This is a genomic window from Novilysobacter selenitireducens (assembly GCF_020026895.1).
Taxonomy (GTDB): Bacteria; Pseudomonadota; Gammaproteobacteria; order Xanthomonadales; family Xanthomonadaceae; genus Lysobacter_C; species Lysobacter_C selenitireducens.
Genome location: NZ_JAINZW010000004.1, coordinates 52,052 through 75,614, shown reverse-complemented (window position 1 = coordinate 75,614; position 23,563 = coordinate 52,052). Strand labels below are relative to the sequence as shown.

Below are 23,563 nucleotides of genomic sequence, written 5' to 3'. Positions count from 1 at the left end.
AGTCGTAGGCGTGCGAACCGGCATCCACGCAAACGCCGCCGGCTTCACCCTCGTCGAGCTCATGGTCGTGATCGTCATCATCGGCCTGCTGGCGACGATGGTGATGATCAACGTCATGCCCAGCCAGGACCGCGCCATGGTCGAAAAGGCGCGCGCCGACGTGTCGGTGCTGGAGCAGGCGATGGAGACCTACCGCCTGGACAACGTGGTCTATCCCACGACCGAGCAGGGGCTGGCGGCCCTTGTGCAGGCGCCGGCCGGCCTGGCGCGCCCGGAGCGCTACCGCCAGGGCGGCTACGTGCGCCGCCTGCCCGACGACCCGTGGGGCAACGCCTACCAGTACCGGCGCCCCGGCCGGCAGGCCGCCTTCGATGTGTACTCCTTCGGGGCCGACGGGGCCGAGGGCGGCGAAGGCGAGAACGCGGACATCGGCAACTGGCAGTGATCCATGCACGGCGTCGCTCGAACCGCCACCGGCTTTCGTCCGCATACGCAAGGCTTCACGCTGGTGGAGCTGATGGTGGTGCTGTTCATCGTCGGGCTCATGGGGGCCGCGGTGATGCTGACCGCGCTGGGCGAAGGCGACGTGCTCGCGCGTGACGCCGACACGTTGGCCACGCGGCTGGTGCGCGCGCAAGAAGAGGCGATCCTCGGCACCCGCGCCATCCAGGTGGTGGTCGATGCCGCGGGACACCGCGTGGAGCGGCAGGATTTCGAGCGGTGGGAGGCACTGGACGACGCGCCGTTCCGCGCGGTCGCGTGGACGCCGGGCACGGCGCCGGCCTTCGATGGCGCGGCCGAGCGGGTGACGTTCCATTTCGACGAATCCGGTGGCGCGCGCGTGGCCGCGGTGGCGCTGCACCGCGACGGCCGTCGCGTCCAAATTGGCGTCGGCGACGATGCCCGCATCCACGTCGGGGGCGAGGCCGGTGCGCACTGAACCGCGCCTCCGCCACGCGGGCTTCTCACTGATCGAGATGCTGGTCGCGCTCGCGGTTTTCAGCCTGGCCGTGATCGCACTGCTCCACCTGGCCGGCCAGAACACGCGCGCCGCGGCGGTCATCGAGGAGCGCGTGATCGCCGGCGTGGTGGCCGACAACCGCGCGGTCGAAGCGGTCCTGGCCGGGCCGGGCGAACTGGCGACGGAAGAGACCGGCGCGGAGACCTGCGGCGATAGAGCCTGGCAGTGGACCCGTCGCGTACAGGCCACCGACGACACCGGCATCGTGCGCGTGCAGGTCACGGTATCGCCTGCCGGCACCGGCGGCGTGTCGGCCGAGGCGAGCGTATTCCGGGGCGCGCCATGAGTCGGCGTGGCACCCGCGGCTTCACCCTGGTCGAGATGCTGGTCGCACTGGTCGTGTTCGGCCTGCTGTCGGCCGCCACTGTCGGCGTGCTGGTGCACGCGGCGGACAACCGCGAGGTGGTGGGCGCGCGGATGGACCGGCTGGGCGAACTCCAGCGCGCGCGTGCCCTGATCAAGGCCGACCTGGGCCAGGCCGCGCCGCGCCGCGTGCGCCGCGGCGATGGCAGCGCGGCGCGCACCGCCTTCATCGGCCAGCGGCCGGGTGACGCGCCGCTGTGGGGGTTCGTCCGGCGCGGCTGGTCCAATCCGGATGATGCGGCCCGGGCGTCGCTGCAGTACGTCGAGTACCGCATCGCCGGCCGCCAGCTGGAGCGCACCGCGCACGCCGCGCTGGACGGTGCGCGCGCGCCCGCGCCGCAGGTGGTGCTGACCGGCGTCGACGCCACCGCCATCGGTTACCGCTACCGCGGCCAGTGGAACGACGGCTGGCCCGGAGGGGCCGACGAGATTCCCGAGGCGATCCGCCTGACGCTGGACGTCGACGGCCTGGGCACGATCGAACAGCTGTTCCTGCTGCCGGGCGGTGGCGCGTGAAGCGGCAACGCGGGGTGGCCCTGCTCACCGTGCTGCTGCTGGTGGCGGTGATGACCGCGCTGGTCGTCGCGATGCTCGACGACATCCGCTTCGGCCTGCGCCGCGCCGGCAATGCCCAGGCGGTGGCGCAGGCGCAGTACTACGCGCTGGGCGCGGAGACGCTCGCGCGGCTGCAGATCGACCGCCTGGCCCGGCGCGACCCCACCCGCACCACGCTCGAGGGCAACTGGAACGGCCGTCCGTTCGTGTTCCCGGTCGGCGGCGAGGGCACGGGCGAGCCGCCGGGTGTCATCAGCGCGCGGGTGTCGGACGCGTCGAACTGCTTCAACCTCAACAGCGTGGTCGAGGGCGTGCCGGGCCAGTGGCAGCGGCGCGAACTCGGTGTCACCCAGTACGTGGCGTTGTTGCGGGCACTCGAGTTCCCGCCCCGTGACGCCGCGGCCCTCGCCGATGCGCTGGTCGACTGGATCGACAGCGACCAGGCGCGCGCACCGACCGGCGCGGAGGATGCCGAGTACACCCTGGGTGGCGACGGCTACCGCACCGGCGCGACCCTGCTGGCCGAAGCCAGCGAACTGCGCGCGGTGCGCGGCCACGACGCCGCGGCGTACGCGCGCATCCGGCCGCACGTGTGCGCGCTGCCCGAGGCCACGCTGTCGCCGATCAACCTCAATACGCTGCAGGAGGATGATGCGGTGCTGCTGGCGATGCTGACCGACGGCGCGCTGGCGCCGGCGCGCGCGCGCGCGGTCATCGCCGCCCGGCCCGACGCGGGCTGGCACGACCACGTCGCGTTCTGGGGACAACCGGCGCTGGCCGGCATCGTCGTCCCCAACGCCGTGCTGTCACAGGTCGCACTGCGCACCCGCTTCTTCGACCTGCGTGCCGAAGTCGAATACGACGGCGCGCAGGTCGTGTTGACCGCCCTCTTCGATCACCGCGGCATGGGCGACACGCGCCTGGCCGCCCGCCGCTGGACGCCCGACGAATGACCACGCGCCTGCTGTTGCTGCCCACCGATCCGGAAGCGGACGCCACGTGGCTGGAGCTCGAGCCGCCGGGCCTCATCACCCGACGCGCGACGCTGTCGCCCGGCGAGCGCGCGCCGACACACCACGGTAGCGGACGCACGTGGACGGTCGTGCCGGCATCCGACCTCGGCCTGCTGTGGACCGCACTGCCCGCCCGGCAGCAGGCGCAGGCACTGGCTGCCGCCCGGCTGCTGCTGGATGACCACGTCGCAGCGCCGGTGGAGTCCCTGCATGTGGCGGTATCGCCGTACGCCGGTACCTCGCCGCGCCTGGTGGCCTGGACCGATCCGTCGTCCATGCAGCGCTGGCTGGCGCGGTCCGCCGCGCACGGCGTCGAACCCGACGCGCTGGTGCCCGACGTCCTGCTGCTATCCCCCGATGAAGGCGCGACGGATCGTCCGCGGGTTGTCGCGCATGACGGGCGCTGGCTGGTGCGCGGCGACGCGATGGCATTCAGCGCGGAAACGGCGCTCGCGATGCAGTTGCTGGACGACCCGACCGTGCACGCCGAGCCATCCGACGCCTTTCTCGATGCCTGCGCACGCAGCGCCGGGCTCGAAGCGCCGCCGCTGGACCTGCTGCAGGGCACGTTCGCACCGCGTGTCCGGCGCGGCTCCAGCGACGGATGGCGCCGTTCCGCCATGCTGGCCGGCGTGCTGGTGCTTTCGCCCTGGGTGCTGCTGGCCGCCGACGCGATCCGCCATGAGGTGGCCGCGCGCCAGTTGCAGGCGCAGGCACATGACGTGGCGGCACGCACCGCGCCGGGCATCCAGGCCGGCAACCCGCTCGACATGACGGCCACGCGGCTTGCGCGCCTGCGGGCGGTCGACGCGCTGGCACGCGACGCCGATGCGCTGTTCGAGGCACTCGACGCCGTGCCCGCCGCCCACCTGGACGGCCTGCGTTATTCGACCGCGGACGGCCTGCGCGCCCAGGTCGTGCACCCGCGCGAGGCCGACCTGGATACCGTCGCCGCCGCACTGGCCGAACACGGCCTACCCCTTCGGCGCACGGGCCGCCAGCCGGTCGGCGACGCCGTCCGCAGCGACATCACCCTGGGGCCGGGCGCATGAGCGGCCCCGTCGAACGCGCACTGGGCTGGTGGCAGGCACGAGAGCTGCGCGAGCGCCGGATGCTGGCGGCGATGTTCCTCGCGCTGGGGGCGTTCATCGCCTGGTACGGCATCAGCGTGCCGCTGCGCGGGCTTCGCGATGACGCCCGAGCGCGCCACGAACGGGCCGCATCGGAACTGCTGGCCACGCAGGCAGCTGCCAGCGAGATCGAAGCGCTCGGCACAGTGCGGCCCTCGCCCGACGATGTGCAACAACTCGAGTCGGCGGTACTCGACGCGGCCCGCGCCGCCGGTGTCGCCATCAGCCGCCACCGCGCCGACGGGCCCGCGGCACTGCAGGTCGACATCGAATCGGTCGCCACGCCCGCACTGCTGTCGTGGCTGGACGCGCTGCGTATCGAGCACGGCATCGCGCCCGACACGCTGGACGTAACCGAATCCAGCGGCGCGCTGCGGGTCAGCGCACGCTTCGCCCTCGTGGAGGCCGGCACGTGAGCCGCTTCCACCTGCTGCTGGCCTTCGCGCTGTCGGTTGCCGTGTCGCTGGTGGCGTTCGCCCCGCTCGGGCTGGCCGCCCGCATCGGCCCATGGCCGGATGGCCTGAACGTGCGGCAAGTCGAGGGCCCACTGTGGGGCGGCCAGCTCACGGGGGTGCGCTGGAAGGGACAGGCGTTCGACTCCGTCGACGCCGCACTGCACCCGCTCTCGTGGACGTGGGGCATCCCGCGGCTGGCGCTGCAGGCGGGCGGGCTCGAAGTCGCCCTATCCGGCGGCCGCGTGCAGGGACTGCATAGCGCCGACGGCCCCATCGAGCTCGCGCCGTCCTCAACGTGGAGCGGCCTGGCACTTACGGCGCAGGCGGACGGGTTGCAGGTGCTGTTCGCCGACGGCCGCTGCCTGCGGGCGGGCGGCACGCTGCAGGTCCAGGCCGAGGGCGCGGCGATTCCGGGCGATACGGTCCAGCTTGCCGGCCCGGCCCGTTGCGATGGCGAGGAGGCCCGCATCGACCTCTCGCCCACGCAGCCAACGCCCGGCCAGCCCGAGGTGCGCGCCGATGTGAGGCTCTCGGCCGACGGTAGGTACCGCGCAGCGGTCCGCGTCGTGTCGCAGGACCCGCAGGTCATCGCCGCGCTGGCGCTGGCGGAGTTCCAGCCGGGCCCCGGCGGCGCCAGCCGGGTGGTCGAAGGCCGGCTGGGCGACTGACCCGGATTGCGGGCGCCGGGTCACACGCACGTCAACTCCGGGTCACGTCCGGGACACGACACGGTCACGGCTGCGCAACAAAACCGCAAAATGTCACATGACTGTCATGGCGCGCGCCTAGCCTGCGCGCCAATCCCGCCCCAATGTGACCTTTCCAAGTCATGAACATTGCATCTTCGCGACTCTTCATCGGCCTCGCCCTGGCCATCGCCGCGCCGCTCGCGCACGCCGAGATCAAGCTGGACGAGATCGGCGGCATGGAGATTGGCTTCGAAGGCTTGGTCCAGGCCGATTCCACGTGGTTCGACAGCGACCGCGTCGAACTGGCCGACGGCGACCGCGCCAGCGACCTGCGCCGCGCCGAGCTCGTCCTGAAGGGCGGCATCGGCGAGTTCGACTGGGTGGTGGGCTACGACGCCGCCTCCGACAAGTGGCTGGACGTCAACGGCAAGTTCGGACTGGGCGGCGGCCACTACCTGCAGGCCGGCCAGTACAAGCAGCCGCACAGCATGGAAGAGCTGTCGTCGACCAAGAACAACGACTTCATCTCCAAGGCCGCCATCACCAACACCTTCGGCACCGGCCGGCGCCTCGGCGTGGCCTACGGCTACGGCAACGATGCGTGGGGCTTCACCGCCAGCGCCTTCGGCCGCGAGCTGACCGACGACGGCAACCGCGGCTCGGGGTATGGACTGCGCGGCACGTTCGCGCCGATCAACGAGGACGGCCGCATCCTGCACTTCGGCCTGTCGTACGTGGACCGCGACACCGACGACGACACCCTGCGCCTGCGCAACCGCCCGCAGGCCGACCTGGCCGACGTGCGCGTAGTCGACACCGGCAACTTCTTCGATGCCGATCGCGTGGCCACCGTCGGCCTGGAGAGCTTCTGGGTCGCCGGCCCGCTGAAGCTGCAGGGCGAGTACATGACGGTCGATGCAGACCGCTACGGCGCCGGCAACGACGACTACCGCGGCGACGGTGCGTACGTCAGCGCGGTCTACAACCTGACCGGCGAGACCTGGGGCTACAAGGGCGGCGTGCCGACCACCGGCAAGCCCTCCGAGCCCGCCCGTGGCATGTGGCAGGTGGGCCTGCGCTACGACACGCTGGACCTGGACGACGGCGCGGTCGGCGGCGGCGAGATGGACGCGATCACCGCTGGCGTGAACTGGTACTGGCGCAAGAACTTCAAGCTGATGCTGGATTACGTCAGCGTCGACTCCGAGCGCGCGGGCCTGCCCGACGACCCCAGCAGCGTGCAGGCGCGCGTGCAGCTGAACTGGTGACGCGCGCGGGCCGGCGCCCTGTCACGCGAGTGACATCCGCGCCGCGCCGTGCTGTCACACGCCGGGTGTCCAATGGCGCTGCGCCAGCCACAGGACAGCCGGCACCCAATAGAACCGCGAGTCCTCTCTCCCTCGTCGTTCCCGGCGCGGGCCCTTCACGGGCCCGCGTTTTTTGTTTTCCGGCGCCTCCAAGCCTTTGACTGGGCTCGGGTTTCCAGAAAAAGACACAAATGTGGCAGCCCATGTCACAAGCATGTAACAAAAACATCATTCCATGGTCGGGTCCCACCGGCAGTCCTGCCGGCCTACCACCCTGGAGCACTTCGATGACCGTTTCCTCGGCCCGTACCGCCCTCCTCTCCCTGGCCATCGCCCTGGCCGTGGCCGCCTGCGGCGGCAACGACGGCGCGCCTGCCGCCGACGCTGGCAACGCACCCGCCGGACAGGACGCCGCTGCCGGCGACCGCGTCTCCGCGGAAATCTCGGGCGCCGGTGCGTCCTTCATCTTCCCGCTGATCTCCAAGTGGTCGGCCGACTACAACGCCGCCACCGGCGCCAAGGTCAACTACCAGTCGATCGGCTCGGGCGGCGGCATCGCTCAGATCAAGGCCGCCACCGTCGACTTCGGGTCGTCGGACAAGCCGCTCTCCAGCGAAGAGCTCGCCGAGGCCGGCCTGGGCCAGTTCCCGTCGGCCATCGGCGGCGTGGTGCCGGTCGTCAACATCGAAGGCATCGAGCCGGGCCAGCTGCGCCTGGACGGCGCCACGCTGGCGCGCATCTTCTCCGGCGCGATCACCACCTGGAACGACCCGGCCATCGCCGCGCTCAACCCGGGCGTGACCCTGCCGTCGACCAAGATCAACATCGTCCACCGTTCCGACGGCTCGGGCACGACCTTCAACTTCACCAACTACCTGTCCAAGGTGAGCCCGGAGTGGAAGTCGGGCATCGGCGAAGGCACCTCGGTCAGCTGGCCGAGCGGCGTGGGCGGCAAGGGCAACGAGGGCGTCGCCTCGTACGTCCAGCAGATCCCCGGCTCGATCGGTTACGTGGAGCTGGCCTACGCCGTGCAGAGCGGCATGGCGCACGTCCAGCTGCAGAACGCCGCCGGCAACTGGGTCAACCCCAGCGCCGAGAGCTTCCAGGCTGCCGCGGCCACCGCCGACTGGAGCAGCGTGGAGGACTTCAACCTGGTGATCACCAACGCGCCGGGCGCCGACGCCTGGCCGATCACGGCCACCAACTTCATCCTGATGTACAAGCAGCCCAAGGACGCCAAGCGCAGCGCCGACGCGATGGAGTTCTTCAAGTGGGCGTTCGAAAGCGGCCAGGCCCAGGCCAGCGAGCTGCACTACGTGCCGCTGCCGCCGGAGCTGGTGCAGCAGGTCGAGGCGTACTGGGCGGCTGAATTCAAGTCCTGATCGCCCCATCGGTCCGTAGCACCGCAATGCCCGGCCGTCACACGCCGGGCATTGCCATTCCACCGTTCCCGACGAGAACGCGATGACCAGCACCGCCTTACCCAACGCTGCAGCCCCCAGCGCGAGAGACACGCGCGACACGCGCAACGACGTGGTCTTCCGCTATGTCGTGGCCGGCACCGCCATGCTGGTGATGGTGGCGCTGGCCGGCGCGGCGCTGTCGATGCTGTGGGGCGGCCGCGACGTGCTCGCGTCGCAGGGCCTGTCGTTCTTCACCAGCACCGAGTGGAACCCGGTCGAGAACCGCTACGGTGCGCTGGTGCCGATCTTCGGCACCGTGGTCACCGCGCTCATCGCCATGCTGATCGCGGTGCCGGTCAGCTTCGGCATCGCCTTCTTCCTGACCGAAGTCGCGCCGCGCTGGCTGCGCGGGCCGGTCGGCACGGCCATCGAGCTGCTGGCCGGCATCCCGTCGATCATCTACGGCATGTGGGGCCTGTTCGTGCTGGTGCCGGTGATGACCGAGCACGTGACGCCCTGGCTCAACGAGAACCTCGGCACATGGCCGGTGATCGGCCCGGTGTTCCAGGGCCCGCCGCTGGGCATCGGCATGCTGACGGCCGGCATCGTGCTGGCAATCATGGTGATCCCGTTCATTTCGTCGGTCATGCGCGAGGTGTTCCTGACCGTGCCGACGCGCCTGAAGGAGTCGGCCTACGCGCTGGGCTCGACCAAGTGGGAGGTCAGCTGGGACATCGTGCTGCCCTACACGCGCTCGGCCGTCATCGGCGGCGTGTTCCTCGGCCTGGGCCGGGCGCTGGGCGAGACGATGGCGGTGGCCTTCGTGATCGGCAACTCAACGCGCTTCACCGCCTCGCTGCTGGAGCCGGGGACGACCATCGCGGCACTGATCGCCAATGACTTCGGCGAGGCGACCGAGACCTACCGCTCCGCGCTGCTGCTACTGGGCTTCGTGCTGTTCATCGTCACCTTCGTGGTGCTGGCCATTGCCCGCCTGATGCTGGCGCAACTGTCGCGCAAGGAGGGCAACTGATGGCCGCCGACCGCCTCTACCGCCGCCGCAGCATCGCCAATACCGTGGCGGTGACGCTGGCCTGCGCCGCCGCGCTGCTGGGCCTGTTCTTCCTCGGCTGGATCCTGTGGACGCTCGTCTCCAAGGGCCTGTCGGGCATCAACTGGCAGCTGTTCGTGCAGGACACGCCGCCGCCGATGGTCGAGGGCGGCCTGCGCAACGCCTTCTTCGGCAGCGCGGTGATGTGCCTGATGGCGATCCTGATCGGCACGCCCATTGGCATTGCCGCCGGCACGTGGCTGGCCGAGTACGGCCACGCCCGCAAGCTGGGCACCGTGGTGCGCTTCGTCAACGACATCCTGCTGTCGGCGCCGTCGATCGTGCTGGGCCTTTTCGTCTACACGCTGGTGGTGATGCGCGCGGGCGGCAACTTCTCGGCGGTGGCCGGCGCCATCGCGCTGGCGTTCATCGTGCTGCCGGTGGTGGTGCGCACCACCGACGAGATGCTGCGCCTGGTGCCGCCGCAGATGCGCGAGGCGGCGCTGAGCCTGGGCGTTCCGCAGTGGAAGGTCATCGTGCAGGTGCTGTACCGCAGCGCGTCGGCCGGCATCGTCACCGGCGTGCTGCTGGCACTGGCGCGCATCTCCGGTGAAACCGCGCCGCTGCTGTTCACCGCGTTCGGCAACCAGTACTGGAGCACCGACGTCACCGGCCCCATGGCCAGCGTGCCGGTGGTGATGTACCAGTTCGCCGGCAGCCCCTACGGCACCTGGCAGGACCTGGCCTGGGCCGGCGCACTGGTCTTGACCCTGTTCGTGCTGGTGGTCAGCCTGCTGGCACGCTGGCTGGTGCTGCGAAAGAGGATCAGCCATGACTGACGCGACCGCGACACCCGCACGCCCCGCACCGCACGTAACGCCCCGCCTCGACGATTCCCGGACCCCGGCCATGAACGACGCCCGCCTCAACCTCGCACCGCGCGATCGCGCCGCCCCGGTGGCTGCCGCGCCGGTCAAGCTCGCCGCGCGCAACCTCGACTTCCACTACGGCGACTTCAAGGCGTTGAACTCGATCAACCTGGAGATCCCCGAGAAGCAGGTCACCGCGCTGATCGGGCCCTCGGGCTGCGGCAAGTCGACGCTGCTGCGCGTGTTCAACCGCATCTACGCGCTGTACCCCAAGCTACGCGCCAGCGGCGAGGTGCTGCTGGACGGCGAGAACATCCTCGACCCGAAGTACCCCATGAACCGGCTGCGCAGCAAGGTCGGCATGGTGTTCCAGAAGCCGGTGCCGTTCCCGATGACGATCTTCGAGAACGTGGCCTACGGCATCCGCCACCACGAGAAGCTGTCGAAGTCGGACATGAACGACCGCGTCGAACACGCGCTGCGCCAAGGCGCGCTGTGGGACGAGGTCAAGGACAAGCTGGGCCAGAGCGCGCTGGGCCTGTCGGGCGGCCAGCAGCAGCGCCTGTGCATCGCCCGCGCGGTCGCGCTCAAGCCGGACGTGCTGCTGCTGGATGAGCCGACCTCGGCGCTGGACCCGATCTCCACCAGCCGCATCGAGCAGCTGGTCGAGGAGCTGAAGAAGGACTACACGATCGCGATCGTGACCCACAACATGCAGCAGGCCGCGCGCGTCTCGGACTACACCGCCTTCATGTACCTGGGCGACCTCATCGAGCACGGCGAGACCGGCACCATCTTCTCCAACCCGTCCAAGCAGCAGACCGAGGACTACATCACCGGGCGGTTCGGGTGACGGATTGAATCCTTCTCCCCCCGGGAGAAGGTGCCCGCAGGGCGGATGAGGGTCCGGGGGCGCGGCCGAACGCCACGCCCGCGCCGAACCCACACCCCGAACCTCCCCTGCCCCGCAGGGGAGGGAGCAGAACAACAGGACACCGACATGGGTACCAACATGCACGACCACATCGTCAAGAGCTACGACGAAGAGCAGAAGCGACTGCTCAACGAAACCCTGCGCATGGGCGAGATGGCGGCCGCGCAGCTGGAAGCCGCGCTGGACGTGGTCAAGCGCCGCGACGACAAGGCGGCCGAGCGCATCGTTGCCAACGACGACGCACTGGACGCGCTGGAGCAGGAGATCAGCCACGACGTCATGAAGCTTGCGCTGCGTGGGCCGATGGCGCGCGACCTGCGCGAGATCCTGGCCGCCATCCGCGTGGCCTCCGACATCGAGCGCATCGGCGACTACGCCGCCAACGTCGCCAAGCGCTCCACTGCGCTGAACCTCGCCCCGCCGCTGCCGCAGGTCAGCGGCCTGCACGCGATCGGCACCCTGGCCGTGCAGCAGCTGCGCGATGTACTGACCGCCTACCGCGACAGCGACGTCGAGGCCGCCCAGCGCATCCGCGACCGCGATGCCGAGATCGACACTGCCTACACCGCGCTGTTCCGCGAGCTGCTGACCTACATGATGGAAGACGCGCGCGCGATCACGCCCTGCACGCACCTGCTGTTCATGGCCAAGAACATCGAGCGCGTCGGCGACCACGCCACCAACATCGCCGAGAACGTGTGGTTCCTGGTCAAGGGCGAGGAGCAGCTGCCGCCGCGCGACAAGCGCGACGAGAGCAACACCGTGGCGCCCTGAGCCCCGGGGCACCCGAACTACGAAGGGCGGGCCGGTAACGGTCCGCCTTTTCTTTGCCTGCATCCGCATGCCGCTGCCGCACGAACCTGTCCAGGCCCGGCATCGCTGAACGCGGTTCCGCGCTAACACTTTGCTAACGAGCGGTTCGGGCGGCCGGGTGTCTAATACCGGGCGCGGTGCCTGACCACCGACTCCACCCATCACGAGGAAGCACCCATGTCCAACAACAACAAGCCCGTCGCCCTGACCGCCGCCCTGCTCGGTGGCCTCGCGCTGTCGGCCTCCGCCTTCGCCATGAACGACCTGGCCGGCGGCTACCTGCTCGGCGCCCAGGAAGCCGGTGCGCAGAAGGACGCCGAGGGCAAGTGCGGCGAAGGCAAGTGCGGTGGCCACACGATGGATGCCATGGACACCGACGGCAACGGCAGCATCTCGCAGGCCGAGTTCGCCGCCGCCCACGAAGGCAAGGCCGACCGCTTCGCCAAGTACGACGCCAACAGCGACGGCATGATCGACGCCGCCGAGTTGGACGCCGCGCACGCCGGCAAGGGCGATGCGAAGGCCGACATGGAAGGCAAGTGTGGCGAGGGCAAGTGCGGCGGCTCGATGTAATCCGACGTACCGCTACGACCCGGCCGTGAGCGGTCTGCGCACCCCGCTACCGAACGCGGCCGGGCTCGGCTTGCGACGGGCCCTGCTGGGCCCGTTGCGCGGCGCGCCCTCGCACGACACGCCGACGCGTGATTTCGATTTCCTCGAGTGCGCGCCCGAGAACTGGATCGGCGTCGGTGGGGCGATCGGCGAGGCGCTCGACGACCTGTCCGCCCGCCACCCGCTCACCTGCCACGGGCTGTCGCTGTCGCTGGGCGGCTTCGCGCCGCTGGATGAAACCTTTTTGGCGCGCGTACGCCGGTTCCTGGACCGCCACCGCGTGGCGCTCTACAGCGAGCACCTGAGCTACAGCGCCGACGACGGCCAGCTCTACGACCTGCTGCCGATCCCCTTCACCGAGGACGCGGTGCGCCACGTCGCCGCGCGCATCCGGCAGACGCAGGACATCGTCGGTCGCCGCATCGCGGTGGAGAACGTCTCCTATTACGCGGTGCACCCGTTGGGTGACGCCGCGTCGCCGATGTCCGAGCTGGAGTTCACCAACGCGGTGCTGGCCGAAGCCGACTGCGACCTGCTGCTGGACGTCAACAACGTCTACGTCAATTCGATCAACCACGGCTACGACGCCGCCGCCTTCATGGCCGGCCTGCCGGGCGAGCGCGTCGCCAGCTACCACGTGGCCGGCCATTTCGACGAGGCCGACGACCTCAAGATCGACACCCATGGCGCGCCGGTGAAGGACGCGGTGTGGGACCTGCTCGCCGCGGCCTATGACCGCTTCGGCACGCGCCCCACGCTGCTGGAGCGCGACTTCAACTTCCCGCCGTACGCGGACCTGGTGGCGGAATTGCAGACCGTGCGCCGCCTGCAGGCCGAAGCAAAGTCCACGCAGACCGCCACGCATGCCGCCCGCTGACGTACCGGCGACGCTGCGCGACCAGCAACTGCGGCTGACCCGGCACCTGCGCGATCCCAATGGCCAGCCCGCCCCGGGCGGCATCGAGGACCGCCGCCTGCAGGTCTACCGCGACCTGCTATTCAACAACCTCGCCTCGCTGCTGGCCGGCAATTTCCCGGTCATCCGCAAACTGCTCGGCGAGGACGGATGGACGACGCTGGTCCGTGCGTTCTACCGGGACCACCGCTGCCAGACCCCGTTGTTCCCGGAGGTGCCGCGGGAATTCCTGCGCTACCTCGAAGCGACGCCCGGCATCACGCCCGCATTCCTGCCGGAACTGGCGCATTACGAATGGGTCGAGCTGGCGCTGCAGATCCATGAGGCGAGAGCACCCGCCATCACGAACCCGCCGGACGACGGCGCATCCCTGCTCGATGATCCGCTCACGGTGTCGCCGCTGGCATGGCCGCTGGCCTACCGCTGGCCGGTGCACCGCATCGGGCCCGGCTTCCAGCCCGACGAGCCGCCGCCCCAGCCCACGCTGCTGCTGCTTCGACGCGAGCCGGACGGCACCGTGCGCTTCTCCGAACTCAGCCCGCTGGCGTGGCGCCTGTTGGAGCGGATCGGCGCCGAACCCGCGTTGAGCGGCCGCGACCACCTCCTGGCCCTGGCCGACGAGGCGCAGGCTGCTGACCGCGACGGCTTCCTCGCCCAGGGCGCTGCACTGTTGCGGCAGATGCAGGCGTCGGGTGTCATCCACACCGCTCCGCCCGACCTCGCCTGAGGCGTCTCGCCAGCGGCCGCGGCACCCCGGTCTGCTAGGCTTTCCCGATGCCCGTCCCCACGCCCGCACCGGCCGCCGCCCCGCAGCCGGCCACCAAGTCGTCGCCGTCGCCCATGGCCGGCCGTTTCCGCGGCTACCTGCCGGTGGTGGTGGACGTGGAGACCGGCGGCTTCGACTGGAACCGCCACGCCCTGCTGGAAATCGCCTGCGTGCCGCTGGACCTGGACGACGCCGGCCAGCTGGTGCTGGGCGAAACCGCGTGCGCCCACCTGGACCCGGCGCCGGGCACGGAGATCGACCCCAAGTCGCTGGAGGTCACCGGCATCCGCCTGGACCACCCGTTCCGCTTTGCCAAGCCCGAACGCGCCGCGCTGGAGCACGTGTTCGCGCCGGTGCGCGCCGCGGTCAAGAAGCATGGCTGCCAGCGCGCGATCCTGGTGGGCCATAACGCGCACTTCGACCTGAACTTCCTCAACGCCGCGGTGATCCGTTGCGGCCACAAGCGCAACCCGTTCCACCCCTTCAGCGTGTTCGACACGGTGACGCTGGCCGGCGTTGCCCTCGGGCAGACCGTGCTGGCCCGCGCGGTCGCCGCCGCCGGCCTGGAATGGAACGCGGACGAGGCGCACTCGGCCGTCTACGACGCCGAACGCACCGCGGAGCTGTTCTGCCGCATCGTCAACGGCTGGCAGGCAGGGCCCGCACAGCCCCAGGGCAGCTCCGGGCGCTGATCGCGCAGCGCTACGGCGTCGCCAGCTTCAACCCGACCAGCCCCGCGACGATCAACATTACGCTGCCGATGCGCAGCGCATTGACCGGCTCGTCGAACAGCACGATGCCCAGGATCACGGTGCCGACCGCACCCACCCCGACCCAGATCGCGTAGGCGGTGCCCACCGGCAGCGATTTCATCGCGATGCCGAGCAGCCCGAGGCTGACCACCATGGCCGCCACCGTGCCGACCGTCGGCCAGAGCCGGGTGAAGCCTTCGGTGTATTTCAGGCCGATCGCCCAACCGACTTCGAACAGGCCGGCGAGCACGAGGATGATCCAGGACATGGCAGGACTCCTGACAGGTTCGGGGTCGTCCCCGATGACGGGATGGCCGGCGGGTCGTCCCGTCGGCGGTGCTGCAGAGGCGGCTTCAGGCGTACCCCTGATTCCGCAAGCCCTTGTAGGAGCGGCTTCAGCCGCGATCGCAATCCCCCGAAGCCCGTTTGTAGGAGCGACGTAAGTCGCGACCGCGTCACCCCACCGTTTTTCTGGTCGCGACTTACGTCGCTCCTACAGGAAGCCCGGGAAGACATCGCGGCTGAAGCCGCTCCTACAGGGGATGCGCCTGCAGGTTATGACTGCCGCTGGCGCACCGCTTCGAACAGCGTCACGCCGGCGGCCACCGATACGTTGAGGCTTTCCACCCCCGCGCCGACACCCGGCATCGGGATCGACACCAGGCCATCGCAGTTCTCGCGGGTCAGGCGGCGCAGGCCGTCTGCCTCGCCACCCAGCACCAGGCCGACGTTGCCGCGCAGGTCCACCGAATACAGCGATGCGTCCGCCTCGCCGGCCAGGCCGTACAGCCACACGCCCAGCTTCTGCAGCTCGCGCATGGTGCGCGCCAGGTTGGTGACCGACACCACCGGCACCGTGTCGGCGGCGCCCGCGGACGTCTTGCGCACGGTGGCGTTGACCTGCACCGACTTGTCCTTGGGGATGACCACCGCGGTTGCGCCCGCGGCCGCCGCGCTGCGCAGGCAGGCGCCGAGGTTGTGCGGGTCCTGCACGCCGTCGAGCACCAGCAGCAATGCGCGACCTTCCGCGGCCTCGACCAGGCCCTGCAGGTCGCCCTCGCCGAAGGTTTTCGCTGCGGCGTAGCGCGCGACCACGCCCTGGTGGCGCAGGTTGCCGGTCACGCCATCCAGTGCCTGGGTCGCGACACGGCGCACGTCGATGTCGCGGCGGCGCGCGTTCTCCTCGATCTCCACCAGCCGCGGGTTCTTCGCCCCGGCCTCGATCATCACCTCGCGCACGTTGCCGGCATCGTGTTCGATGGCGGCGGCGACGGCGTTGATGCCGGCGATCCACTGTTTCTGGCTCATTCGGGGTGCGGGGGGCTGGGAACGGGCGGCGATTGTCGCACCGCCGCCCCTGCGGGGCACGCTCCGGCCGCGCTGAATGCGGGCCCGCGGCCGGGCGCCTGCCTAGCACGTCTTTACCTGTTGTTGCGTGACAGGCCTTGGGGCACCATTCGCGCCCCAAATCCCATGCTGGAGTCCGTCATGTCGGGCCTGTCCCACGTGCCTGTGCAGTGCCTGCTTGCCCTCGCCGTCGCCGCCGCGCTGCCAATGGCCGCTTCCGCGCAAACCACCGGCCAGGACGCCGACACCGACGCGCCTTCCGCCACCACGCTCGACGCGGTGCAGGTCACGGCGCAGCGCCGGGTCGAGAACGTGCAGGACGTGCCGATGGCGATCACCGCGATCAGTGGCGAGAAGCTGGACGTGCTGACCTCCGGCGGCGAGGACATCCGCCTGCTGTCGGGCCGCCTGCCGAGCCTGAACATCGAATCCTCGTTCGGCCGCGCGTTCCCGCGCTTCTACGTGCGCGGGCTGGGCAATACCGATTTCGATCTCAACGCCTCCCAGCCGGTATCGCTGGTCTACGACGATGTCGTGCAGGAAAACCCGATCCTCAAGGGCTTCCCGATGTTCGACATGGCCCAGGTCGAGATGGCACGCGGCCCGCAGGGCACGCTGTTCGGCCGCAACTCGCCGGCCGGCGTGATCAAGTTCGACTCGGCCCGGCCCGAGGACGTGTTCGGTGGCTACGGCCGCCTGTCGTGGGGCCGCTTCAACACGATCAACGCCGAGGGCGCGGTGACCGGCCCGGTCGCCGACGGCGTCTCCGCGCGCGTCTCGGCCCTGCACCAGCGCCGCGACGACTACGTCGACAACGTCCGCAACGGCGAAGGCGAGGACCTGGAGGGTTACCGCGAGTCCGCGGTGCGGGCGCAGCTGCTGGTCCAGCCCAGCGAGACGTTCGAGGCGCTGGCCAACGTGCACGCGCGCAAGCTGGACGGCACCGCGCGGCTGTTCCGCGCCAGCATCATCGAAGCCGGCAGCAACAACCTCGAACCCGCCCACCGCCGCGAGTTCGTGTCTCTCGACGGGCGCAACGAGCAGGAACTCGACCAGTTCGGCGGCAACCTGCGCATGCGCTGGGACTTCGGCCGTACGTCGCTGTACTCCATCAGCGGCTACGAGAGCGTCGAGGCCTACAGCCGAGGCGACATCGACGGCGGCTCGGTCTACACCTTCCCACCGGACGAGCCGGGCGAGGCCCTCTTCCCCGCCGAATCCGCCGACGGCCTGCCGGACCACCGCCAGCTCAGCCAGGAGCTGCGCCTGGCGTCGAATGAGTGGGGCCGCTTCGACTGGCAGGTCGGCGCGTTCTGGTTCGACGAATCCATCGACGTCGACAGCTTCTCTTACGACGGCTTCGGCGGCGCGGAGAACGGTTACGCCACCCAGCGCCAGGACAACACGGCATGGGCGGTGTACGCCTCGGGCGACTTCGACCTGACCGATGCGCTGACGCTGCGCGGCGGCCTGCGCTACACCGACGACGAGAAGACCTTCACCGCCGAGCGCGTGACCGGCCCGTTCGGCCCGCCGATCGCGCCGATTACGGTGCGCCCCAGCGACGACGACGTCAGCTGGGACCTGAGCGCCGTCTACGCCGTCAGCGATGCGACCAACGTCTACACGCGCGTCGCCAAGGGCTTCCGCGCGCCCAGCGTGCAGGGCCGACTGATGTTCGCCGACGCCACGCTGCCGGCGGACGAGCTGGTGACCGTCGCCGACACCGAAACGGTGCTGTCGGTGGAAGCCGGCATCAAGACCCAGCTGTGGGACAACCGCCTGCGGCTCGGCTTCGCGCTGTACCACTACACGGTGGACGACCAGCAGCTCACCGCGGTGGGCGGCGATGCCAACGTCGCGCGCCTGGTCAACGCCGACAAGAGCGTCGGGCAAGGTGCCGAACTCGACCTGGAGGCCTGGCTGACCGACAGCCTGCTGGTGACGCTGGGCGCGAGCTACAACGACACCGAGATCCAGGACGGCGACCTCAGCGTGTTCCAGTGCGCGGTGTGCACTGTCAGCGACCCGGCCGACCCGGCGCGCCCGGGCGCGGTACTGATCGACGGCAACTCGCTTCCGCAGGCACCGCGCCACGTCTACAACATGACCGCGCGCTACGGCCTGCCGCTGGGCGACGGCGAGGCGTTCGTGTTCACCGACTGGGCGTACCGCAGCGAGGTCAACTTCTTCCTGTACGAGTCGGTCGAGTTCACCGGCCGCTCGCTGCTCGAAGGCGGCCTGCGCCTGGGCTACAACTGGCAGGACGGCGACCGCGAGGTGGCGCTGTTCGGCCGCAACATCACCGGCACCGAGCGCGTGGTCGGCGCCATCGACTTCAACAACCTCACCGGGTTCCTCAACGAACCGCGAACCTGGGGCGTGCAGTTCAGCGCGCGCTTCTGACGGCTGGCACAGGGTCATGAAGAACGGCGCGAAAGCGCCGTTTTTCTCTTGCGGACCCGGCACGCGTTGGCGCCGGGGAGTCAGTAGGGCTTCTTCGACCGCCTGGCCGGCTGGCCGCGCGGCGGCGGCGCCTTGGCATCGCGACTCTCGGCCAGCTTGAAGTCGATCTTGCGCTCCTCCACCGAGGCCTTCATCACGATGATCGACACCCGGTTGCCGAGGCGGAACTCGCGTCCGGTGCGTTCGCCGGTGAGCGTCTTCCGGATCGGGTCGAAGTGGTAGTAGTCGTTGGGCAGCTGAGTGACGTGCACCAGGCCGTTGACCTTGGAGTTGTCCAGCTCGATGAACAACCCGAAGCTGGTCACGCCGCTGATGACGCCGTCGAACTCGCCGCCGACGTGCTGTTCCATCCACGCCGCGCGGTAGCGCTCGTCGACCTCGCGCTCGGCCTCTTCCGCCCGGCGCGAACGCTCCGAACACTGCAGTGCCAGCTGCGCCATCGCGCTGGGCGAGTACTTGAACTTCTCCGGCTTGACGCCCGACAGCGCGTGCTTGATCGCGCGGTGCACCAGCAGGTCCGGGTAACGGCGGATCGGCGAGGTGAAGTGCGCGTATGCCTCCAGTGCCAGGCCGAAGTGGCCGACGTTCTCGGGCTGGTACACCGCCAGGCTCTGGCTGCGCAGCAGGACCGACTCCAGCAGCGCGGCATCGGGGCGCTCGCGGATGGTCCTGAGCAGCTGGGTGAAGTCGCGCGGCTGCACCTTCGGCCACGGCGGCATGCGCAGCTTGAACTCCTTGAGGAACTCCAGCAGGTCGGCGTACTTCTGCTCCGGCGGGCGGTCGTGGATGCGGTACGGCGCCGGCACCTCGGCGTCGATCAGGAACAGCGCCGCCTGCACGTTGGCGGCGATCATGCATTCCTCGATCAGCTTGTGCGCGTCGTTGCGCTGGATCATGCCGGCCTGGGTGACCTCACCCTTGGGCCCCAGCACGAAGCGCACTTCGCTGGACTCGAACTCGATGGCACCGCGCTTGGCGCGTGCCTTGGCCAAGACCTGGAAGAGCTGGTGGAGACGCTGCACCTGCGGCAGCAGGCTGCCGATGCGGCCGAGCGCATCCTCGCGCGCCTCGTCGCTGGCGTCGTCGCCCACCGCGTGCCAGACCTGCGTGTAGGTCAGGCGCGCGTGCGAGTGCATCACCGCCTCGTAGAACTTCGACGAGGTGACCTCGCCCTTGCGGTCGATCTGCATGTCGCAGACGAAGCACAGGCGGTCGACCTTGGGCTTGAGCGAGCAGATGCCGTTGGACAGCGTCTCCGGCAGCATGGGCACGACGAAGCCGGGGAAGTAGACCGAGGTCGCGCGGCGCGTGGCCTCGTCGTCCAGCGGGGTGCCGGGCCGCACGTAATGGGAGACGTCGGCGATGGCGACCACCAGGCGGAAGCCGTCGTGGTTGGGCTCGCAGTAGACGGCGTCGTCGAAGTCCTTGGCGTCCTCGCCGTCGATGGTGACCAGCGGCAGGTCGCGGATGTCCACCCGGCCCTTGGTGTCGGCCGGCTGCACTTCCAGCGGCACGGCCGCGGCCTGGTCGAGCACCGGCTGCGGGAACTCGTGCGGAATGTCGTGGCCGTGGATGGCCGCCTGCACCGCCAGCGAGGCGGTCAGGCGCTCCCCCAGCACGGTGAGGATGCGGCCCATCGGCGGGCGGCGGCCGTCGGGCGCGCGCGTGATCTCGCACACCACCAGCTGCCCGGCCTGCGCCTCGCCGCGCGCCTCCGGCGGGATCAGGATATTGCGCTGGATGCGGCGGTCGTCGGGCTCGACGTAGCTCACGCCGTCCTCGAGGACGAAACGGCCGATCATCCGGTTGAGGCGCCGTTCGAGTACTTCGACGATCGCGCCCTCGCGGCGGCCGCGGCGGTCCACGCCGGTGACGCTGGCCAGCACGCGGTCGCCGTGCATCACCTTGCGCATCTCTGCCGGCGGCAGGAACAGGTCGTCGCCCGTGCCCGCATCCGGGCGCAGGAAGCCGAAGCCGTCGGGGTTGGCGATCACGCTGCCCGGGATCAGGTCGGCCTGCGCGGCCGGCACGAACGCGCCGCGGCGGTTCTGCAGCAGCTGGCCGTCGCGCACCATCGCGCGCAGGCGTGCGCTCAATGCATCGAAACGTTCGGGGTCGGTCAGCGCCAGCTTCGCGGCCAGCGCGTCGGCCTCCATCGGGCCTTCGGCGGCCGACAGCATGCCCAGGATCATTTCCCGGCTGGCGATGGGCTGCTCGTAGCGCGCGGCTTCGCGCTCGGCGTACGGGTCATGCAGGCCGTCCTTGCCGTGGACCGGCGCCAGGGAGGGCTTGCGGGTGCCGCGCGGCGGCGGCTCGGGCAACCAGCCCGGCGCCTTCTTCGCAGGGCCTTTGCCGGTGCCCGGCGCGCCACCCTTCCGATGGCCGCCGCGCGATGGCGACGCACCTTTGCCGGCCTTGCCTGCGGGACCGCCGGACGAGCGCCGGGACGACTTGCTGGGGGTTTTCTTGGTCATCCGGGCATGGTCGCACAGCCCCATCAAGACGGCGTCTTGGCCAGCACTTCTGATCTTCGGCGGGTACTGCCCGAGCACGGCAACGGGACCCGCACGCCGCCCACTGGCACGTCCGTATCCGCAGCGGCGTCAGTCGCGCAGCTTGAGCGTCGGGGTTTCGTCGATCGTGCCGTCGCCGTTGAGCACGACATACCGGCCGTCGGGTGCGAAAAGCACCGGGACCGGGTCCTGGAAGAGCGGCCTGCGGACGAACCGCAACGACCAGCGGAACTGCTCCATGGTCGCCAGGGTCTTGAGCTGCGCGGGTGTCAGCCCGGCACGCAGCGCGGCGGTGTCAGGTGCGCTGCCATTGGTTTTCCTGCGCTCGCGTTCGGTCATCCCCGGCCCGGATGCATGCTCCATGCCAGTGTCGCGACGGGGTCCTTCAAGCCGCGTGAATCCCCGACCCTGCCACGCGGGTGGACCGCGTCGGCAAAGTGGCCGGGACTGAAACGAAAAACCCCCGCGTGAGCGGGGGTTTTTCGTTGGATATGGTGCCCAGGAGAGGACTCGAACCTCCACGGAGTTGCCCCCGCTAGCACCTGAAGCTAGTGCGTCTACCAATTCCGCCACCTGGGCAAACCCGCACGGCTTGCGGCTGTGCGGGCCGCGTATGTTGCGTTGCGGCGATAGGGTTGTCAACACCAATATGCAGGCCCCGCGCCAACGGTCGCCCCGAGGTGGTCCCGAGGTCGCCTCGACGTCACTCCGGCCGCACGAACCGGTAGTGCCCCACGCCCCACTCCTGCCCGCCGCGCAGGCCGAACATCTCCGCGCAGGCCATCCAGAACATCCGCCAGCGCTGGAACCACAGCGCCGCGCCGGCCTCGCCGTACGCCTCGCGCAACACCGCCATGACGGCCCCGCGCTGGTTGTCCTGGCGCTGCAGCCACTGGTTGGCCGTGCGCTGGTAATGGGTGCCGTCGACCACCCAGCGCCTGTCGATGCGCAGGTCGCGCTGGAACCACGGCAGCGTGTCCGCCGCCGGCATCAGCCCGCCGGTGAAGAAGTGCCGGCCCATCCAGTTGTCCTCGCCTTCGGTCTCGAACGGATACATCAGCGTCCTGTGCATGAAGATGTGCACGAACAGCGCGCCACCGGGCTTGAGCCAGCCGGCGATCCGGCCCAGCAGGGTTTCGTAATTGCGCATGTGCTCGAACATCTCGATCGACACGCAGCGGTCGAACCGCCCGCCCTCCAGCTCCAGCGTGTTGACGTCGCAGGTGATCACCTGGACGTTGAACAGCGCGCGTTGCCGGCACTGCGCCAGGATGTGCTCGCGCTGCAGGGCGGAGTTGGACACCGTGGTGATGGTGGCGTTCGGATAGCGCTCGGCCATCCACAGCGTCAGCGACCCCCAGCCGCAACCCAGCTCGAGGATCGACTGGCCGTCGCGCAGCCCTGCGCGCTCGCCATACAGCTTGAGCATCGCGTCCTCGGCCTGGTCCAGCGTCTCGTTGCCGGTCGGGTAGTAGCAGCTCGAGTACTTCAGCCGCTTGCCCAGGCAATGCTGGAAGAACGCCGGCGGCAGCTCGTAGTGCTGCGCGTTGGCGGCATCGGTGTGGATGGCGACGGGGCTGGTGCGCAGCGACTCGATGCGGCGCGCGAAACGCTCGGCCTGGGCTTCCAGCCCACCCTCGGACTCCTCGCGCAGGCGCTGCTCGCACATGCGCCGGATGCCCATGCGCAGCAGCGCGTCGGGCACGTGGCCGCGCTCGGCCAGGCCGAGCAGGCCGGGGCCGGGGCGGTCGTGCGGCAGTTCTGAATCGACCATGGCATTCATTCGGAATCCTCTGTCGTGTCGGGGGCGTGGCGGCCGGCCTTCGGGGACCACGGGATCAACATGGGCGTGGTTCGCTGGTACTCGCGGTAGTCATCGCCGCGCGTGCGCAGCGCCTGCGCCTCGGTGTAGGGGATGCCGCTGATCCAGCGCAGGAAGACGTACATCACCACCGGTCCGGCCCACGCCAGCCACGCGATGGGCGAGCCGACCGCCAGGCACACGTAGGCGAACCAGTGGGTCCATTCGAAAAAGTAGTTGGGGTGCCGCGAGTACCGCCACAGCCCGGCGCGGCAGGTCCTGCCGCGGTTCGCGGGGTCGGCGCGGAAACGCGCCAGCTGGTGGTCGGCGATGCCCTCGCCCGCCACGCTGCCGATCCAGATCGCCACGCCCGCAAGCCACCACCCGGTGAACCCCTCCACCGGATTACGCGCCACGGCGAGGAACGGCAGCGAGAACAGCACGATGAGCAGCGCCTGCGCCTGGAAGAACAGGAAGAACTTCCCCTGGTGGCCGTGCCAATGGGTGCGCAGGTGCCGGTAGCGGCCGTCCTCGTCCTCTCCGCGCACGCGCACCCACAGGTGCCGCGCCAAGCGCAGGCCCCACAGGCTGCCGAGCAGCGCGAGCGTCACGCGCGGCCACGTCGCGCCATCGCCCAGCAGGCCGTACAGCGCCGCGCTGCCGCCGACGCCCGCCGCCCAGATGACGTCGACGATGCCGGCATTGTCGCGGCGTCGCTGCCACTGCCAGCCGGCCGTCATCGCGAGTGCGGCGGCGGCCCATGCCAGTCCAATCAGTCCAAACGCGC

25 protein-coding genes and 1 tRNA gene are annotated in these 23,563 nt (G+C 70.1%); 19 read left to right on the top strand and 7 right to left on the bottom strand.

Annotated features, from left to right (window positions below; translation table 11 throughout):
• Positions 1-10 precede the first annotated feature (10 nt).
• The 18 genes from gspG (at position 11) to rnt (ending at position 14,589) form a co-directional block, all read left to right on the top strand.
• Complete coding sequence (gspG, locus tag K6753_RS09500; protein WP_223676221.1) at positions 11-445, top strand: type II secretion system major pseudopilin GspG; 435 nt, start codon at positions 11-13, stop codon at positions 443-445.
• Between the two features lie 3 nt (positions 446-448).
• A complete protein-coding gene (locus tag K6753_RS09495) occupies positions 449-940 on the top strand; it encodes a prepilin-type N-terminal cleavage/methylation domain-containing protein (protein WP_223676220.1) in 492 nt (163 codons plus the stop codon).
• The gene (gspI, locus tag K6753_RS09490; protein WP_223676219.1) at positions 930-1,307 is read left to right on the top strand and encodes a type II secretion system minor pseudopilin GspI; all 378 of its coding nucleotides are present in this window, start codon (positions 930-932) and stop codon (positions 1,305-1,307) included. Before K6753_RS09495 ends, gspI begins: the two co-directional genes overlap by 11 nt.
• A complete protein-coding gene (gspJ, locus tag K6753_RS09485; protein ID WP_223676218.1) occupies positions 1,304-1,900 on the top strand; it encodes a type II secretion system minor pseudopilin GspJ in 597 nt (198 codons plus the stop codon). Before gspI ends, gspJ begins: the two co-directional genes overlap by 4 nt.
• Positions 1,897-2,892: a type II secretion system minor pseudopilin GspK gene (gspK, locus tag K6753_RS09480; RefSeq protein WP_319936664.1), complete on the top strand. Its 996-nt coding sequence runs from the start codon at positions 1,897-1,899 to the stop codon at positions 2,890-2,892. Before gspJ ends, gspK begins: the two co-directional genes overlap by 4 nt.
• Positions 2,889-4,004, top strand: a complete 1,116-nt coding sequence (gspL, locus tag K6753_RS09475; RefSeq protein ID WP_223676216.1) for a type II secretion system protein GspL — start codon at positions 2,889-2,891, stop codon at positions 4,002-4,004. The genes gspK and gspL overlap by 4 nt, the downstream gene beginning before the upstream one ends.
• Positions 4,001-4,498, top strand: a complete 498-nt coding sequence (locus K6753_RS09470; protein ID WP_223676215.1) for a type II secretion system protein M — start codon at positions 4,001-4,003, stop codon at positions 4,496-4,498. The genes gspL and K6753_RS09470 overlap by 4 nt, the downstream gene beginning before the upstream one ends.
• Positions 4,495-5,205 carry a type II secretion system protein N gene (gspN, locus tag K6753_RS09465; protein WP_223676214.1) on the top strand — a complete coding sequence of 237 codons (711 nt, stop codon included), beginning with the start codon at positions 4,495-4,497 and terminating at the stop codon, positions 5,203-5,205. Before K6753_RS09470 ends, gspN begins: the two co-directional genes overlap by 4 nt.
• Before the next feature lie 161 nt (positions 5,206-5,366).
• Complete coding sequence (locus K6753_RS09460; protein WP_223676213.1) at positions 5,367-6,494, top strand: OprO/OprP family phosphate-selective porin; 1,128 nt, start codon at positions 5,367-5,369, stop codon at positions 6,492-6,494.
• A gap of 326 nt (positions 6,495-6,820) precedes the next feature.
• The gene (gene pstS, locus K6753_RS09455; protein WP_223676212.1) at positions 6,821-7,915 is read left to right on the top strand and encodes a phosphate ABC transporter substrate-binding protein PstS; all 1,095 of its coding nucleotides are present in this window, start codon (positions 6,821-6,823) and stop codon (positions 7,913-7,915) included.
• An 82-nt stretch (positions 7,916-7,997) separates the two neighbouring features.
• Complete coding sequence (pstC, locus tag K6753_RS09450) at positions 7,998-8,969, top strand: phosphate ABC transporter permease subunit PstC (protein ID WP_223676211.1); 972 nt, start codon at positions 7,998-8,000, stop codon at positions 8,967-8,969.
• Complete coding sequence (gene pstA, locus K6753_RS09445) at positions 8,969-9,826, top strand: phosphate ABC transporter permease PstA (protein ID WP_223676210.1); 858 nt, start codon at positions 8,969-8,971, stop codon at positions 9,824-9,826. Before pstC ends, pstA begins: the two co-directional genes overlap by 1 nt.
• A gap of 70 nt (positions 9,827-9,896) precedes the next feature.
• Positions 9,897-10,709 (top strand): phosphate ABC transporter ATP-binding protein PstB, encoded by an 813-nt coding sequence (gene pstB, locus K6753_RS09440; RefSeq protein ID WP_223676209.1) that lies wholly within the window; start codon positions 9,897-9,899, stop codon positions 10,707-10,709.
• Between the two features lie 147 nt (positions 10,710-10,856).
• A complete protein-coding gene (gene phoU, locus K6753_RS09435; protein ID WP_223676208.1) occupies positions 10,857-11,564 on the top strand; it encodes a phosphate signaling complex protein PhoU in 708 nt (235 codons plus the stop codon).
• A 216-nt stretch (positions 11,565-11,780) separates the two neighbouring features.
• On the top strand, positions 11,781-12,176 hold the full coding sequence (locus tag K6753_RS09430; RefSeq protein WP_223676207.1) for an HvfA family oxazolone/thioamide-modified RiPP metallophore: 396 nt from the start codon (positions 11,781-11,783) through the stop codon (positions 12,174-12,176).
• 25 nt (positions 12,177-12,201) lie between these two features.
• Complete coding sequence (locus K6753_RS09425) at positions 12,202-13,092, top strand: HvfB family MNIO-type RiPP peptide maturase (protein ID WP_223676206.1); 891 nt, start codon at positions 12,202-12,204, stop codon at positions 13,090-13,092.
• On the top strand, positions 13,079-13,858 hold the full coding sequence (locus K6753_RS09420; RefSeq protein WP_223676205.1) for an HvfC family RiPP maturation protein: 780 nt from the start codon (positions 13,079-13,081) through the stop codon (positions 13,856-13,858). The genes K6753_RS09425 and K6753_RS09420 overlap by 14 nt, the downstream gene beginning before the upstream one ends.
• Positions 13,859-13,971: 113 nt before the next feature.
• On the top strand, positions 13,972-14,589 hold the full coding sequence (gene rnt, locus K6753_RS09415; protein WP_223676464.1) for a ribonuclease T: 618 nt from the start codon (positions 13,972-13,974) through the stop codon (positions 14,587-14,589).
• A 10-nt stretch (positions 14,590-14,599) separates the two neighbouring features.
• Here the strand turns inward: rnt and sugE are convergent, their stop codons facing one another.
• Entirely contained in the window at positions 14,600-14,917 is a 318-nt protein-coding gene (gene sugE, locus K6753_RS09410; protein ID WP_223676204.1) for a quaternary ammonium compound efflux SMR transporter SugE, read from the bottom strand.
• Positions 14,918-15,204: 287 nt separating this feature from the next.
• Positions 15,205-15,957 carry a 23S rRNA (guanosine(2251)-2'-O)-methyltransferase RlmB gene (gene rlmB / locus K6753_RS09405; protein WP_223676203.1) on the bottom strand — a complete coding sequence of 251 codons (753 nt, stop codon included), beginning with the start codon at positions 15,955-15,957 and terminating at the stop codon, positions 15,205-15,207.
• A gap of 180 nt (positions 15,958-16,137) precedes the next feature.
• Between rlmB and K6753_RS09400 the strand changes: the two genes are divergently transcribed.
• Positions 16,138-18,402, top strand: a complete 2,265-nt coding sequence (locus K6753_RS09400; protein WP_223676202.1) for a TonB-dependent receptor — start codon at positions 16,138-16,140, stop codon at positions 18,400-18,402.
• Between the two features lie 80 nt (positions 18,403-18,482).
• Here K6753_RS09400 and rnr read toward each other — a convergent pair whose 3' ends face one another.
• The 5 genes from rnr to K6753_RS09375 form a co-directional block, all read right to left on the bottom strand.
• Entirely contained in the window at positions 18,483-20,936 is a 2,454-nt protein-coding gene (rnr, locus tag K6753_RS09395) for a ribonuclease R (protein ID WP_223676201.1), read from the bottom strand.
• Positions 20,937-21,065: 129 nt separating this feature from the next.
• Positions 21,066-21,338, bottom strand: a complete 273-nt coding sequence (locus K6753_RS09390; protein ID WP_223676200.1) for a hypothetical protein — start codon at positions 21,336-21,338, stop codon at positions 21,066-21,068.
• 129 nt (positions 21,339-21,467) lie between these two features.
• Positions 21,468-21,554, bottom strand: a tRNA-Leu gene (locus tag K6753_RS09385).
• 124 nt (positions 21,555-21,678) lie between these two features.
• Positions 21,679-22,749, bottom strand: coding sequence for an SAM-dependent methyltransferase (locus K6753_RS09380; RefSeq protein WP_425492111.1), 1,071 nt, complete (start codon positions 22,747-22,749; stop codon positions 21,679-21,681).
• A 5-nt stretch (positions 22,750-22,754) separates the two neighbouring features.
• Complete coding sequence (locus K6753_RS09375; protein WP_425492110.1) at positions 22,755-23,552, bottom strand: DUF1295 domain-containing protein; 798 nt, start codon at positions 23,550-23,552, stop codon at positions 22,755-22,757.
• Between the last annotated feature and the right edge of the window lie 11 nt (positions 23,553-23,563).

Bases quoted from the DNA above. Each gene is read 5' to 3' on its own strand.
- K6753_RS09495 (WP_223676220.1), top strand. From the start codon at position 449: ATGCACGGCGTCGCTCGAACCGCCACCGGCTTTCGTCCGCATACGCAA.
- gspJ (WP_223676218.1), top strand. From the start codon at position 1,304: ATGAGTCGGCGTGGCACCCGCGGCTTCACCCTGGTCGAGATGCTGGTC.
- gspL (WP_223676216.1), top strand. From the start codon at position 2,889: ATGACCACGCGCCTGCTGTTGCTGCCCACCGATCCGGAAGCGGACGCC.
- K6753_RS09470 (WP_223676215.1), top strand. From the start codon at position 4,001: ATGAGCGGCCCCGTCGAACGCGCACTGGGCTGGTGGCAGGCACGAGAG.
- K6753_RS09460 (WP_223676213.1), top strand. From the start codon at position 5,367: ATGAACATTGCATCTTCGCGACTCTTCATCGGCCTCGCCCTGGCCATC.
- pstS (WP_223676212.1), top strand. From the start codon at position 6,821: ATGACCGTTTCCTCGGCCCGTACCGCCCTCCTCTCCCTGGCCATCGCC.
- pstC (WP_223676211.1), top strand. From the start codon at position 7,998: ATGACCAGCACCGCCTTACCCAACGCTGCAGCCCCCAGCGCGAGAGAC.
- pstA (WP_223676210.1), top strand. From the start codon at position 8,969: ATGGCCGCCGACCGCCTCTACCGCCGCCGCAGCATCGCCAATACCGTG.
- pstB (WP_223676209.1), top strand. From the start codon at position 9,897: ATGAACGACGCCCGCCTCAACCTCGCACCGCGCGATCGCGCCGCCCCG.
- phoU (WP_223676208.1), top strand. From the start codon at position 10,857: ATGGGTACCAACATGCACGACCACATCGTCAAGAGCTACGACGAAGAG.
- K6753_RS09430 (WP_223676207.1), top strand. From the start codon at position 11,781: ATGTCCAACAACAACAAGCCCGTCGCCCTGACCGCCGCCCTGCTCGGT.
- K6753_RS09420 (WP_223676205.1), top strand. From the start codon at position 13,079: ATGCCGCCCGCTGACGTACCGGCGACGCTGCGCGACCAGCAACTGCGG.
- rnt (WP_223676464.1), top strand. From the start codon at position 13,972: ATGGCCGGCCGTTTCCGCGGCTACCTGCCGGTGGTGGTGGACGTGGAG.
- sugE (WP_223676204.1), bottom strand. From the start codon at position 14,917: ATGTCCTGGATCATCCTCGTGCTCGCCGGCCTGTTCGAAGTCGGTTGG.
- rlmB (WP_223676203.1), bottom strand. From the start codon at position 15,957: ATGAGCCAGAAACAGTGGATCGCCGGCATCAACGCCGTCGCCGCCGCC.
- K6753_RS09400 (WP_223676202.1), top strand. From the start codon at position 16,138: ATGTCGGGCCTGTCCCACGTGCCTGTGCAGTGCCTGCTTGCCCTCGCC.
- rnr (WP_223676201.1), bottom strand. From the start codon at position 20,936: ATGACCAAGAAAACCCCCAGCAAGTCGTCCCGGCGCTCGTCCGGCGGT.
- K6753_RS09390 (WP_223676200.1), bottom strand. From the start codon at position 21,338: ATGGAGCATGCATCCGGGCCGGGGATGACCGAACGCGAGCGCAGGAAA.
- K6753_RS09380 (WP_425492111.1), bottom strand. From the start codon at position 22,749: ATGGTCGATTCAGAACTGCCGCACGACCGCCCCGGCCCCGGCCTGCTC.